This window comes from Janthinobacterium sp. GL_088 (assembly GCF_057837845.1).
The window spans coordinates 1,264,572-1,278,548 of sequence record NZ_CM174453.1 but is presented as its reverse complement, the minus strand read 5'-3'; the positions used below and the strand labels follow the sequence as shown (position 1 = coordinate 1,278,548).

Annotated in this window: 12 protein-coding genes and 1 riboswitch; of the genes, 11 read left to right on the top strand and 1 reads right to left on the bottom strand. The window is 64.0% G+C overall.

The annotated features are described in order from the left end of the window. The first annotated feature begins 44 nt into the window (after positions 1-44). A riboswitch (cobalamin riboswitch) is annotated at positions 45-285 on the top strand. Positions 286-295: 10 nt separating this feature from the next. From AC3IQ7_RS05820 to AC3IQ7_RS05780, 9 genes are all read left to right on the top strand, one after another. Next, complete coding sequence (locus AC3IQ7_RS05820) at positions 296-2,275, top strand: TonB-dependent receptor domain-containing protein (RefSeq protein WP_489208586.1); 1,980 nt, start codon at positions 296-298, stop codon at positions 2,273-2,275. 88 nt (positions 2,276-2,363) lie between these two features. Beyond that, on the top strand, positions 2,364-3,389 hold the full coding sequence (locus AC3IQ7_RS05815; RefSeq protein WP_489208585.1) for a FecCD family ABC transporter permease: 1,026 nt from the start codon (positions 2,364-2,366) through the stop codon (positions 3,387-3,389). Further along, on the top strand, positions 3,386-4,153 hold the full coding sequence (locus tag AC3IQ7_RS05810) for an ABC transporter ATP-binding protein (RefSeq protein WP_322426444.1): 768 nt from the start codon (positions 3,386-3,388) through the stop codon (positions 4,151-4,153). The genes AC3IQ7_RS05815 and AC3IQ7_RS05810 overlap by 4 nt, the downstream gene beginning before the upstream one ends. A gap of 1 nt (position 4,154) precedes the next feature. After that, a complete protein-coding gene (cobO, locus tag AC3IQ7_RS05805; RefSeq protein WP_099379793.1) occupies positions 4,155-4,793 on the top strand; it encodes a cob(I)yrinic acid a,c-diamide adenosyltransferase in 639 nt (212 codons plus the stop codon). A 7-nt stretch (positions 4,794-4,800) separates the two neighbouring features. Then, positions 4,801-5,367: a bifunctional adenosylcobinamide kinase/adenosylcobinamide-phosphate guanylyltransferase gene (gene cobU, locus AC3IQ7_RS05800; protein ID WP_322426445.1), complete on the top strand. Its 567-nt coding sequence runs from the start codon at positions 4,801-4,803 to the stop codon at positions 5,365-5,367. Continuing rightward, positions 5,361-6,314 (top strand): adenosylcobinamide-phosphate synthase CbiB, encoded by a 954-nt coding sequence (cbiB, locus tag AC3IQ7_RS05795; protein WP_322426446.1) that lies wholly within the window; start codon positions 5,361-5,363, stop codon positions 6,312-6,314. Before cobU ends, cbiB begins: the two co-directional genes overlap by 7 nt. Then, entirely contained in the window at positions 6,307-7,293 is a 987-nt protein-coding gene (cobD, locus tag AC3IQ7_RS05790) for a threonine-phosphate decarboxylase CobD (protein ID WP_099379790.1), read from the top strand. The genes cbiB and cobD overlap by 8 nt, the downstream gene beginning before the upstream one ends. Then, entirely contained in the window at positions 7,290-8,189 is a 900-nt protein-coding gene (locus AC3IQ7_RS05785) for a cobalamin-binding protein (RefSeq protein WP_099379789.1), read from the top strand. Before cobD ends, AC3IQ7_RS05785 begins: the two co-directional genes overlap by 4 nt. Continuing rightward, positions 8,186-9,646 carry a cobyric acid synthase gene (locus tag AC3IQ7_RS05780; RefSeq protein ID WP_489208584.1) on the top strand — a complete coding sequence of 487 codons (1,461 nt, stop codon included), beginning with the start codon at positions 8,186-8,188 and terminating at the stop codon, positions 9,644-9,646. Before AC3IQ7_RS05785 ends, AC3IQ7_RS05780 begins: the two co-directional genes overlap by 4 nt. A gap of 3 nt (positions 9,647-9,649) precedes the next feature. On the opposite strand, the gene AC3IQ7_RS05775 is transcribed toward AC3IQ7_RS05780, so the two are convergent. After that, positions 9,650-10,804 (bottom strand): hypothetical protein, encoded by a 1,155-nt coding sequence (locus AC3IQ7_RS05775; protein ID WP_489208583.1) that lies wholly within the window; start codon positions 10,802-10,804, stop codon positions 9,650-9,652. A 206-nt stretch (positions 10,805-11,010) separates the two neighbouring features. Here AC3IQ7_RS05775 and AC3IQ7_RS05770 point away from each other — a divergent pair, with 206 nt between their 5' ends. Both AC3IQ7_RS05770 and AC3IQ7_RS05765 read left to right on the top strand, forming a co-directional pair. Further along, a complete protein-coding gene (locus AC3IQ7_RS05770) occupies positions 11,011-12,483 on the top strand; it encodes a DHA2 family efflux MFS transporter permease subunit (protein ID WP_233516285.1) in 1,473 nt (490 codons plus the stop codon). Positions 12,484-12,556: 73 nt separating this feature from the next. After that, positions 12,557-13,753 (top strand): type II secretion system F family protein, encoded by a 1,197-nt coding sequence (locus AC3IQ7_RS05765; RefSeq protein WP_489208582.1) that lies wholly within the window; start codon positions 12,557-12,559, stop codon positions 13,751-13,753. Positions 13,754-13,977 lie beyond the last annotated feature (224 nt).

Here is a 13,977-nt window from a genome sequence, read left to right as displayed (position 1 = left end):
TATCGAATCGTCCAGCCAGCCATTTCAGTCCACGCCTGCTGCACGTATAATGGCGGGGTTTTGGTGCCCGCGTTCATGTCCATGAGCGCAGTTAAACGGGAAACACGATGCCGCAGTCGCGGCGAACGTGTGCTGCCCCCGCAACGGTAAGCAAGTGTCCCCCTCCCGACAGGGAGCGGGCGACAAGCTATCTCTGACAACCACTGTGCTTGCAATCATCGAGCATGGGAAGGTGGGATAGCCGCACTTGCCAGCCCGGATACCGGCCAGGACAGGTGGAAGTGTGCGAACGGGGATGTTCGCGATCCGAATGGCCCATGGCCATCTTCGATCGTCATCTTCAGTTCCCACTTCTGTTCAATCTGGCCTACGGGGACGTCGGCTGGTTGCATATTACTTACTGAAAACTATCATGACCCATGCTGTTTCCCGCCACGCGGCGCTCACGTCGCTCGCGCTAGCCATTGCCGCGCCTGCCGCTTTCGCCCAAGCCACGCCGGACACCTTCGATCCCATCGTCGTTACCGCCAACCGTTACCCGCAGCACCTGAGCGAAGTATTGAGCGATACGCAGACCATCAGCTCGGAAGACATCGCGCGCTCGGGCGCCGGTACGCTGATCGATCTGCTACAAAAGCAGCGCGGCATTGAAGTCAATCGCTATGGCGGCCCAGGCACCGATTCGAGCGTATTCATCCGCGGTGCGAACGGCAACCAGAATATCGTGCTGGTCGATGGTGTACGTATCGGCTCCGCCACATCTGGCACTGCCAGCTGGAGCGCCCTGCCGCTGTCAAGCATCGACCACGTTGAAATCGTCTACGGCCCACTGAGCACCATGTATGGCGCCGATGCGGTCGGCGGCGTGATCCAGATCTTTACCAAGAAAGGCGACGGCGCGACGCGCTTTTCCGCCTTCGCCGGCTACGGCCGCGACAACACCCGCCAGCTGGAAGCCAGCGTTGCCGGCTCTACCGGTGGCAACAACAGTTTCAGCTACGCGCTGACTGCGGGCAAGGAAAAATCGGATGGAAATTCCGCCACCAAACCTGGTAATTTTTCCTATAACGGCGATAAAGACGGCTACGACAAGGAAAGCGTCAGCGGCCAGTTTGGCTACCAGATGGCCAAGGGACATGACGTCGGCCTGGTTTTCCTGAACAGCAAACTGGATGCACAATACGATGCGGGCTTGAACTTCGACGCGCGCAACGACAAGAAGCAGGAAAGCATTTCGGTCTTCACGAAGAACCAGTTCTTGCCGAACTGGACCAGCGAGCTGCGCTACGCAGAATCGAAGGACAAACTGACCGCAGTATCCGCCGCAGGCACCTCCGGCAGAAGCCAGTTCGACACCAAGCAAACTGACATCAGCTGGCAAAACGATATTCTCCTCGGCCGCGACACCCTGCAACTGCTGGGTGAATACCGTGACGAAGACGTCGTGAGCTCGCTCGAAGGCCTGTCCGGCGGACGCAATACAAAGTCTTTCGCGGCATCGTACAACCTGGTGCGCGGCGCTCACCTGGCCAGCATCAGCGGCCGTCGCGACGACAGCTCGGTGTACGGGACGCACAACACGGGCAGCGTCGCCTATGGCTACCGTTTCAGCAACGCTTTGCGCGCCAGCGCCAGCTATGGCACCAGCTTCCGCGCACCGTCCTTCAACGATCTGTACTACCCTGGTTTTGGCATCCCCACGAACAAGCCAGAAAAAGGCCGCAATGCTGAAATTGGATTGCACTACAACGACGGCCAATCGCAACTGAGCGCGATCTACTATCATAACAAGATTACCGATATGATCAACTACGTAGCGGCTTGCCCAGTTATTGGCTGGAAACCAGGCTATGGCTGCAGCACGAATGTCGACAAAGCTCTGCTCGAAGGCGTGACACTGGCTGGCGCGCATAAATTCGGTGCATTCAACGTCAGCGGCAATATCGACCTGCAAGATCCGCGCAATGAATCCATCGACAAGCAACTGGCGCTCCGCGCGAAAAAGCACGCCAATTTCGCTGTCGATTACACGACCGGTCCTTTGACCGCCGGTACGGAATGGCAGTTGTCGGGCAAACGTTTTGCAGATCCCGCCAACACAAGCACCCTCGGTGGCTATGGCTTGCTGAACCTGTACACCACCTACCAGTTCGCGCGTGACTGGTCGGTGCTGGCACGCTGGAACAACATCACCAACAAAGACTATGAACTGAGCCGTTTCTACGCGACGCCACGCTCGAACCTCTTCGTCGGTGTGCGCTACGGCATGAAATAAGCACGTAGTAATGATGTAAGCTGCGGGCGATGGCATGCCGCCGTCGCCCGCAGATGCAGTTCTGCAGTCCCCGTTTTTAAGGCAGTACATGCACCCATTTTTCCGCAATATGCGCCACCGCGCCACCGTGATCCTCACGGTGCTGATCGTGTGCGCGATTGCCAGCCTGATTTTCTCGGGCATGATCGGTTCGATCGCCATTCCGCTCGCCGACCTGCCTTCCGCCCTGTTCCATGTCGTGCAGGGCAAGACCGACACTCTCGCCGCCACCCTGCTCGACCTGCGCCTGGGCCGCGCGCTGACCGCGTTCGTCACCGGCGCGGCGCTGTCGCTGGCCGGCGTCATGATGCAGGCGCTGCTGCGCAATCCCCTGGCCGACCCGTACGTGCTGGGCATTTCCGCCGGCGCCTCCGTCGGCGCACTGGCCGCGCTGCTGTTCATGTGCGCGCTGTGGGTGGTCGATGCGGCCGCCTTTGCCGGCGCCGTCGGCGTATCGATGCTGCTGTACTTTTTTGCCCGGCGCGACCTGCGCGGCGGCACGGCGGCCGAAGGCGGCGCCTCGCTTTTGCTGCTGACGGGCGTGATCCTGGCCTCGGCCTGCATGGCCATCGTCACCCTGATGCTCTCGATTGCCCCGGAAAGCCGCTTGCGCAGCATGGTGTTCTGGATGATCGGCGACCTGTCCGGCGCACCGGCGCGGCTGATGCCATGGCTGGTCCTGACTGGCGCCCTGGTCTTCGCCTTGCGCTGCGCGCGCTCGCTGAACGTCATGGCGCTGCATGCGGAAGCGGCCAGCACCCTGGGCGTGCGCGTGGGCGCGCTGCGCAAGGGCCTGTTCTTCTGTTCCGGCCTGCTCACGGCCAGCGCCGTCACCAGCGCCGGCAGCGTGGGCTTCGTCGGCCTGATCGTGCCGCATGCGCTGCGCTTTGCCTGCGGCCCCGACCACCGCCTGCTGATACCGGCCGCCGCGCTGGCAGGCGGCACCTTCCTCGTGCTGGCCGATACCTTGGCGCGCACCGTGCTGGCGCCATTGCAGTTGCCCGTCGGCGTGGTAACAGCCATGATCGGTGCGCCCGTCTTCCTGTACCAATTGCACCGATTACGCCGCACATGATACGCACCTACCAACTAGGCCTGAAGGCGGGCACGCGCTGCCTCGTGGAAAACCTCATCTGGCACATCAGGGATGGCGAATGCTGGAGCGTGATCGGCCGCAATGGCGCCGGCAAAAGCACCTTGCTGCGCACCCTGGCCGGCTTGCGCGAACCGGATACGGGCCACGTGACGATACAGGGCCGCGCCCTGATCGACTGGCCGCTGGACGCACTGGCGCGCGAACGGGCTTTCCTGGCGCAGGCGCGCCACGACGCGTTCTCGTACCGCGTCATCGAAACCGTGCTGTCGGCGCGCCACCCGTATCACGACAACCATTACTGGGAAGGCAGCGACGACCAGCGCATCGCCCTGGCGGCGCTGGCCTCGATGGAAGTGGAACACCTGGCCGAGCGCGATGTGCGCAGCCTGTCCGGCGGTGAACGCCAGCGTGTGGCGATCGCCGCCATGCTGGCGCAGGACACGCCCTTGCTGCTGCTCGATGAACCGGCAAATGCGCTCGACCTGGCGCACCAGGTCAGCGTCATGGGCCTGCTGGCTAAGCTGTGCCGCGAACAGAATAAAACCGTGGTGATGGTGGGGCATGACCTGAACCTGGCGCACAGCGTTTCGACCCATGCGCTGCTGCTGATGGGCGACGGCGGCTGGCTGGCCGGTCCCGTGGCCGACGTGATGCAGGCATCCATCCTGAGCGACTACCTGGGCCACCCGATCGAGATCATCGATCACGGCAAACGCAAGATATTCATACCGAAAGAGGACTGACATGAGCGACAACATCGACGCGGACACCGCAGCCAATACCGCAGCTATCAACGAACGCCACCGCGTGCGCATGGAGCGCAAGAAGGCCATCATCGACGCGGCCATCGCCAAGGCCGACAAGGAAATCGGCATCATCATCGTCAACACGGGCAATGGCAAGGGCAAGAGTTCGAGCGGCTTCGGCATGGCCATCCGCGCCATGGGCCACGGCATGAAGGTAGGCGTGGTGCAGTTCATCAAGGGCGCCATGTCGACGGGCGAAGAAAAATTCCTGCGCCGCTTCCCCGACGAAATCAGTTTTCATGCGATGGGCGAAGGCTATACCTGGGAAACGCAGAACCGCGAGCGCGACATCGAAAAGGCCGAACTGGCCTGGGAACAGGCGAAGACCTTCCTGGCCGACCCAAGCTACGGCCTGGTGCTGTTCGACGAACTTAATATCGCCCTCAAATACAACTACCTCGACGTCCATAAAATCATCGCCGACCTGCTGGAACGCCCGGCCATGCAGCACGTGGTCATCACGGGCCGCGGCGCGCCGGACGAATTGATCGCGATCGCCGACACCGTTACCGAAATGGCCGTCGTCAAACATGCGTATGCGGCCGGCATCGGCGCGCAACTCGGTACCGAGTGGTAACAGCGCCATGACGCGCACACTGGTCTTCGGCGGCGCCCGTTCCGGCAAGAGCGCTTATGCGGAAACGCTGGCCCGCGAGTCCGGCAAGGAAGTACTCTACCTCGCCACGGCGCAGGCGGGTGACGGCGAGATGGCCACGCGTATCACGCATCACCGCGCGCAGCGCCCGGCCGGGTGGGTGACTATCGAAGAACCGCTGCGCCTGGGCGACGCCATCCTGCGGGAAGCCCGGCCCGGCAGGCTGCTGCTGGTCGACTGCCTGACCCTGTGGCTGACGAACCTGATGTTTTCCACTGGCGAGACGTATCCGGATGTGGGCGACATCACCCTGCCCGAACTGTTCCACAGCGAGCGCGCGCACCTGCTGTATGCGCTGGCGGAAATCGAAGACACAGCTTGCGACATTGTGCTGGTATCGAATGAAGTGGGCATGGGCATCGTGCCCTACGGCGCCATTTCGCGCTGCTTCACCGATGAAGCGGGCCGCTTGAACCAGGCCGTGGCGGCCGTTTGCGACAAGGCTGTCTTTGTCGCCGCCGGCCTGCCCCTGTACCTGAAAGGCGGTCCATGCTGAGCGGCTTGTCGCTGCCCATGCTGGCCGCCTTGATGACGGCCGGCGTGCTGCTCGACCTGCTGCTGGGAGAAACGCGCCGCTGGCATCCGCTGGTGGGTTTTGGCCGCTTCGCCAGCGCTCTGGAACGCCTGCTGAACCGGGGCCGTGGGCGTTTGCTGCGCGGTGCGCTGGCGTGGTTGCTGGCCGTGCTGCCCATCAGCTATGCCGCCTACTGGCTGTGCGGCCTGGCCGGCGCCGCCCTCCACGTCGTCCTGCTCTATCTTTGCCTGGGCCTGCGCAGCCTGCGCGACCACAATCAACCGATCGCCGACGCCCTGGCCATCGATGACCTGGACAACGCGCGCCTGCTGACGGCGCGCATCGTCAGCCGCGACACGGCCAATGCCGATGCGGCCAGCCTGGCCAAGGCCAGCACGGAATCCCTGCTGGAAAACGGCAACGACGCCGTCTTCGGCACACTGTTCTGGTTTGCCGTGGCGGGCGGCCCCGGCGCCGTGCTATTCCGCCTGTCGAATACGCTCGACGCCATGTGGGGCTACCGCAACGAGCGCTACGACTGGTTCGGCTGCTGCGCCGCACGCATCGACGACGTCTTGAATTACCTGCCGGCGCGCCTGACGGCCCTGTCGTATGTCATGCTGGGCAAGAACATGGCCGACAAAAAACGCGCCTGGCACTGCTGGCGCACGCAGGCGCCCAGCTGGGGCAGCCCGAACGCGGGACCCGTGATGGCCAGCGGCGCCGGCGCCCTGGGCCTGGCTTTGGGCGGCGACGCCATCTACGACGGTGAACTGGAACAGCGTCCGCCACTGGGTAGCGGACGCCCGGCCGAAGCGCGCGATATCGACCGCGCCTGGCGCCTGGTGGCCGAGACGGCCGTGTTGTGGCTGATCTGGATGGCACTGCTGGCGGGCCTGTTCTACCTGAAAGGGAAATACCTTGCTTGAACATGGCGGCAACCTGCGCGACGCCGCGCGCGAATATGGACGACCACTGGCCGACTGGATCGACCTGTCGACCGGCATCAATCCGCACGGCTATCCCGTGCCCGCCAGCAGCGCCAGCGCCTGGCACCGGCTGCCGGAAGCCGATCCTGCGCTGGCGGCAGCCGCCTGTGCCTATTACGGTGCACCAGCCATGCTGCCGATCGCCGGCACGCAAGCTGCCATCCAGGCCCTGCCCCGGCTGCGCGCGCCGTCGCGCGTGGTGGTCGCCGCGCCGTCGTATGCGGAACACGCGCACCACTGGGGCCAGCACGGTCACGAATTGCGACAAGTGCCGTATGCGCAGCTGGCCGATGCCATCGACCACTGCGACGTGCTGGTCATCTGCAATCCGAACAATCCCACCGGTGAGCGCATCGCTCCCGCACTGCTGCTGGAATGGTCGGGCAAGCTGGCCGCGCGCGGCGGCTGGCTGGTGGTCGATGAAGCGTTCGGCGACACGGAAGCGCAAGCAAGCCTCGGGCCGCACACAGGCCAGCCGGGCCTGATCGTGCTGCGCTCGGTGGGCAAATTCTTTGGCCTGGCGGGATTGCGCCTGGGTTTTGTCGCCGCCCATCCCGCCCTGCTGGTGCAACTGGCCGACATGCTTGGACCGTGGACCGTCAGCGGTCCGGCGCAGCAGGTGGCGCTGGCCGCCTTGAACGATACGCACTGGCAGGAGGCGATGCGCGAACGCCTGCGCGGCGATGGCGAGCGCCTGCGCCAGTTGTTGGCCGCGCACGGCATCGCCAGCAACGGCACGGCGCTGTTCCAGTGGTGGCCGGAAGCACGCGCCGAAGCGTTCTGGCGCCACATGGCAGAATCGGGCATCTGGGTGCGCCTGTTCCGCCACGCGGCCCATGGCATCCGCCTGGGCTTGCCCCCCGACGAACACGCCTGGCTGCGCCTGCAGCAAGCCCTCACCACATGGAAGCACACATGAACCACTTGAAAACAGCACTGCTGCTGGCCGGACTGGTCTCGCTGCAAACACACGCCGCCATCACCGTGCGCGACGACGACGGCAATACCGTCACTTTGGAAAAACCGGCGCAGCGCATCCTGGCGCTGGCGCCGCATGTGACGGAGCTGCTGTTCGCGGCCGGCGGCGGCGAGAAGATCGCCGGCGTCGTCAGCTACAGCGACTATCCGGAAGCGGCAAAGAAAATCACGCAAGTGGGCGACAACCGCCAGTACGACATGGAGCGCATCATTGCCTTGAAGCCGGACCTCATCGTCGTGTGGATGCATGGCAGTGCCGAACGTCAGATCGCCATGCTGCGCCAGCTGAAGGTGCCCATCTATCACAGCGAACCGCGCAAGCTGGCCGACATCCCCGACAGCATGGAGCGCCTGGGCCAGTTGATGGGCACGGAAAAAGTCGCCAAGCCGGCCGCCGCCCAGCTGCGCGCCAAGCTGGCCAGCTTGACGGCGCAATACGCGCAGCGCCCGCCCGTGCGCGTGTTTTACCAGGTATGGGACAAACCGTTATATACCTTGAGCGGCGCGAGCATCATCAGCGACTCCATGCGCGTATGCGGCGCGCAGAACATCTTTGCCGCGATGAAGGTGGTAGCGCCCGTCGTCACGCCGGAAGGTGTGCTGCAGGAAGACCCGGAAGTCATCTTCGGGACAAGCGAAAAAAGCGATCCGCGCAGCGAAGGCGGCCTGGCTATGTGGCGCGCCTTCCCGTCGATGACGGCCGTGCGCAAGAATAACCTGTTCCGCCTGAATGGCGACCTGCTGAACCGCGCCGGCCCGCGCATGATCGAAGGTACGGCCGCCATGTGCGAGCAGCTGGAAGCGGCCCGCCAGCACCGCACGAAAGCCGTCCCATGACGCAGCAAGTGCCGTTTCCAGCGCTGATGGTGCAAGGCACGACGTCGGATGCGGGCAAGAGCACCATCGTCGCGGCCCTGTGTCGATTGTTGAAACGCCGTGGCGTGATGGTAGCGCCGTTCAAGCCGCAAAACATGGCCTTGAATAGCGCCGTAACGAGCGACGGCGGCGAGATCGGCCGCGCGCAAGCCTTGCAGGCGCTGGCGTGCGGCATTGCGCCGCACACGGACATGAATCCGGTACTTTTGAAACCATCGTCGAACACGGGCGCGCAAGTGATCATCCACGGCAAGGTGCGCGCCGAGATGGATGCGCGCGACTACCAGCAATACAAGACCATCGCCATGGGCGCCGTGCTGGAATCCTACACGCGCTTGCGCCAGCAGTACGACGCAGTCGTCGTCGAAGGCGCGGGCAGTCCCGCCGAAGTCAATTTGCGCGCGCGCGACATCGCCAACATGGGCTTTGCCGAAGCCGTCGACTGTCCCGTGATCCTGGTGGCCGACATCGACCGGGGCGGCGTCTTCGCCCACATCATCGGCACCCTGGCCTGTCTGTCCGACAGTGAGCGGGCGCGCATCCTGGGCTTCGTCATCAACCGCTTCCGCGGCGACGTCTCGCTGCTCACGCCAGGCATCGAGTGGCTGGAACAGCAGACGGGCAAACCCGTGCTGGCCGTGCTGCCCTACCTGCAAGGCTTGTTCCTCGACGCGGAAGATGCCGTCGAAGCGATGCAGGCCGAACGCGGCGCCTTCAAGGTGGTGGTGCCGCAACTGCCGCGCATCAGCAACCACACGGATGTCGACGCGCTGCGCGCCCACCCCGATATCGACCTGCAATTCGTCCAGCAAGGGCAGCCGATTCCGCCGGCCGACCTGGTAATCCTGCCTGGCAGTAAAAACACGCGGGGCGACCTGGCCTGGCTGCAGCAGCAAGGCTGGCCCGCCTACCTGGCAAAACACCTGCGCTACGGCGGCAAGGTGCTCGGCATCTGTGGCGGCTTCCAGATGCTGGGGCAAAGCGTGCGCGATCCGCTGGGCGTGGAAGGCGCGGCGGGAGAGTCAACGGCGCTGGGATTGCTGGACATGGTGACGGAGCTGACGAGCGAAAAACGCCTGGAACAAGTGAGCGGCTACTGCGCGTTTTCCGGCGCGGCCGATGCGCCCGTGGCAGGCTATGAAATCCACATGGGACTCTCGCATGGCGCGGCGCTGGCGCAGCCGGCCTTTGTCATCGATGGGCGGCCGGAAGGAGCCATGTCGGGCGACGGGCAAATCCTCGGCAGCTATTTGCACGGCATGTTCGACACGCCCGCCGCGTGTTCGGCGCTGCTGCGCTGGGCGGGGCTGGACTCCGGCCACACGGTGGACACCGCCGCCCTGCGCGAGGCCAGCCTGGAGCGGATTGCCGATGCCGCCATACCGCTGCTGGCTGCGCTGGATCACATCAAACGCTAGCGACTAATTTTTCAAGCACATGCCCATGTACGAGCGGTCGGTCGAAAACTCAACCGCCATGCTCGACGACACAGGCATGAACATCGAATAATCTGCCGGCACGTCGGCCGGATCCTTGAACACGGCGATGCCATCGAAATCGACGGCCAGCGCGCCCAGGCCCAGCTTGTTGGTGGTGATGGTTTCGGCGTGCGTCTTGCCAGCGGTGTTGTTGGTGATGGTGGCGGTGCTGCCGGCAACGACGATGTTCGCGCTGATGCCCGACGCCGCACAAGCGTAACTGCCGGCGATTTCGGTGCCGATCTTTTGCTGTTTGGCCGCCACGATGGTGCCCACGCGCAGCACGTTCTGCTGGTTGCGGCTGTAGCGGTCGATGAACAGCGCCAGCCCCCGGTCCCCCGCATGCACGTGCACGATGCCGAAGTCCTGGTCACCCTGGCGGGCGACGAGCAAGCCGTTCTTCGCATCCTTGACCAGGGTCAGGCTGGCGTTTTCCGCTTCCAGCTGCGGCGATACCGCAGAACACACGCCTTGCGCATTGAACGCGCCGCCATTGCACAGTTGCGCGCTGCCATCGGCCGCCACCTTGAGACTGCCTTTCGGATTGAAACGTTCGCCGCCGTTCGAGGCATTGCGCATGGCGCCCAGGAAGATATAGCTGCCGGCCAGCTTGGCCACATCGCTCACCGCATAACCGGTGCCGCTGACGGTCGAGACCATATTACCCAATTTGATATTGCCCGACAGGAGACGCGTGCGCGCATCGACGGTGACGCTGAAATCCGTTGCCGTGTAGGTGGTGAGATTGCCAACGGTGGTGGCGCTGAACGTACCGCTGCGGTCGCTCAAGCCGAACTGCGTCGACAGCACGCGGATGGCGTAAGTTTTCTTGACGTTGTCGAAGGTGATGCGCCAGGTGTCGCCGATATCGGCGGCCACGTCATACACGCTTTCATCGGCGCTGGCGCCCGCAATGACGCTCAAGCCGGCCTCCTTGGCCACGGCGGCTGACGCCACGGCCACGCTGTCGACGGGTGTAACAGGAGGCGTGACCACGACGGGCGGGGTGATGGGCACCTCAGGCTTGCCGCCATCGCTGCTGCCACCACATGCGGACAGGGCCGCGCCCAGGACAAGGAACGTAAATGCATTTTTCATGTGGTGTGACTTTCGAGGAAAAGAGGCCGGAGCTGCCGGAAAACACATGTTAGCCTTGCCGGCAATCTATTGCCATGGAACAAATGTTCCATGGACTAAGCCCGCGGCACGCTGCCAAAATGAATGGCGTGGGCGGCACGCCTGCGCCATTTATGTGACAATTCGTCGTACTGTCGGCTCCGTTTTTTCTCCTCAGGCTCGCATCCATGACCAGTTCCCCGATCAAAAGCTACCTTCCCTGGGTGGTCGCCACCGCCCTGTTCATGGAGCAACTCGACTCCACCATCGTCAACACCGCCATCCCCGCCATGGCCGCCAGCCTGAACGTGACGCCACTGAGCCTGAAGGCCGTCGTCACCAGCTACATCCTGAGCCTGGCCGTGTGCATTCCCATCAGCGGCTGGATGGCCGACCGCTTCGGCACGCGGCGCGTGTTTTCCGCCGCCGTCGCCATCTTTACCCTCGCCTCCATCCTGTGCGGCCTGTCCGTGAATGCGCCCATGCTGGTGGCTGCGCGCCTGCTGCAAGGGGTGGGCGCGGCCATGATGATGCCGGTGGGCAGGCTCACCATCATCCGCACCTTTCCCAAGTCGCAATTGCTGGCGGCCATGAATTTCGTCATCATCCCCGCCCTGATCGGCCCCCTGCTGGGACCCACGGTGGGCGGGCTGATCGTGCACTGGCTGTCGTGGCGCGAGATTTTCTTCGTCAACGTACCTGTCGGCCTGGTGGCGCTGTACCTGGCGCACCGCTACATGCCCGATTACTATGGCGACAAGCCCCGTCCGCTGGACCTGATCGGCCTGGTGCTGTTCGGCACGGGCATCGCGCTGCTGTCGTGGCTGCTGGAAATCTTCGGCGAACACCGCATCGACGGCACCTCGTTTGCCGTGCTGCTGTTCATCTCCATCAGCCTGCTGGCCGCGTATGTCTGGCATTCGAGTGAAGTGCTGCATCCGCTGCTGCGCCTGACCCTGTTCAAGATCCGCACCTTCCGCGTCTCCGTCGTGGGCGGCTTCGTCACGCGCCTGGGCGTGGGCGGCCTGCCCTTCCTGCTGCCGCTGCTGTACCAGCTGGGCCTGGGCTTGCCCGCCTGGCAATCGGGCTTGCTGATGATGCCGTCGGCCGCGGCCGCCATGGGCATGAAATTCATTTCCGCGCGCGTGTTGGCACGCTTCGGCTACCGCCAGGTACTGATCGTCAACACCGTGCTGATCGGCGTCACCATCGCCATGTTTTCGCAGGTGGGCGTGGGGACGCCCCTGTACGTGATCGTCGCCATCAGCCTGTGCATGGGCTTTTTCAATTCGCTGCAGTTTTCCAGCATGAACACCATCGCGTATGCCGACGTCGACAAGAGCGATTCGAGCATGGCCAGCACCATCGCCAGCTCGATGCAGCAACTGTCGATGAGCTTTGGCCTCGCCTTCGGTTCGCTGATCACGGGCTGGTACCTGGGCGACATGCCGCAGTCGGACCGTGCAATGCTCAGCACGGCCCTGCACCACGCCTTTCTGACCCTGGCCGCGCTGACGGTGCTGTCCTCGCTGACCTTCTGGACCTTGCGCCGCGACGATGGCGAAAGCATCAGCAAGGGCACGGACAGCGACGAGGATGATGCGGCCGACGTGAAGGCCCAGGCCGTTGTGCAGACGGAAGTACAAACCACAAAAGGCTGAGCCACATCAAGCTTGCCGCCAGCGCCGCTGGTGCTTTTGCCCCACGCTGCTAACGTGACGGCAGGAGGTGCACATGGCGGCCGAGCGGCGCTTTGCGTGGAAGGGCACGGACCGCCATGGCAAGGCGGTCGATGGCGTCTTGCGCGCCGCCGACGCCAGCGCCGCCAAGGCCGCGCTACGACGCGAAGGCATCCTGGCTACACGTGTGCAGGCAGCGCGCAGCGCGCCCGGCAAGGCCATCACGCGCAAGGATATCGCCCTGTTCACGCGCCAGTTGTCGACCATGATGGCAGCCGGGGTGCCGCTGCTGCACGCCTTCGACATCGCCGGCAAGGGCCACGCCAAACCCGCCGTCACCGAGCTGATGCGCGACTTGCGCCACGATATCGAAGCGGGCAGCAGCCTGCAGCAGGCGTTCCGCAAGTTCCCCCTGCTGTTTGACGAACTGTATTGCAATCTGCTGGCGGCAGGCGAACAGGCCGGCATCGTGCAGGACTTGCTGGCGCGCCTGGCCACGCACCAGGAAAAGGCCATCGCCCTGCGACGGAAGGTACGCGGCGCGCTGATGTATCCGCTGGCCATCGTACTCGTCGCCATCGTTGTCACGGCCATCATCATGAGCGTGGTCGTGCCCGCTTTCCGCCAGGTCTTCGACAGCTTTGGCGCACCGTTGCCGCTGCCCACCCTGGTCGTCATGGGCGTGTCCGCCTTTGTTGTCCGCTACTGGCTGGCCTTGCTGGCGGCGCTGCTGCTCGCTTGCCTGCTGCTGCACCTGGCCTGGCGCCGCTATCCCGCGTGGCGGCGCAACACGCAACTACGGGCGCTGCGCCTGCCCGTCTTCGGCCCCCTCTTGCGCAAGGCGGCAATCGCCCGCTGGACGCGCACCCTGGCGGCCATGTTCGCCGCCGGCGTGCCACTGCTCGACTCTCTCGGCCTGGTGGGAGCCGCCTCCGGCCACGCGCTGTACCAGGAAGCGACGACGCGCATCGAACGCGAAATCCGCGCCGGCGGCAGCCTGGCCCTGGCCATGGAACACAGCGGCGTGTTTCCCCCGCTGCTGACGCAACTGACCCTGATCGGCGAGGAATCGGGCGCCCTCGACGCCATGCTGTCGCGCGCGGCCGACATCATCGAGGCCGACATCGACGCCACCGTGGCCGCCCTTTCCACGCTGCTGGAACCGGCGCTGATGGTGGTGCTGGGCGTGCTCGTCGGTTCCCTCGTGATCGCCCTGTATTTGCCGATTTTCAAGCTGGGGGCGGTGATTTGACTACGCGCCTGTAGGTTCTCAGTGATGAGACATGATGGAAGCGTTCGATGAGCCAGCACTCGGTGCAACATACCGTATCACGATGGGCGTTCGAAGCAGAGCTTAGACGTACCGATGCCCAAATCAATGTCGCCAGTCCTCATGCATCGCCAGGGCGACGGTGTCCCAATCGACTACGTAGCCGCAAGAATGTGGTTCTTACGAGCTACTGAGCAAGGCCATGC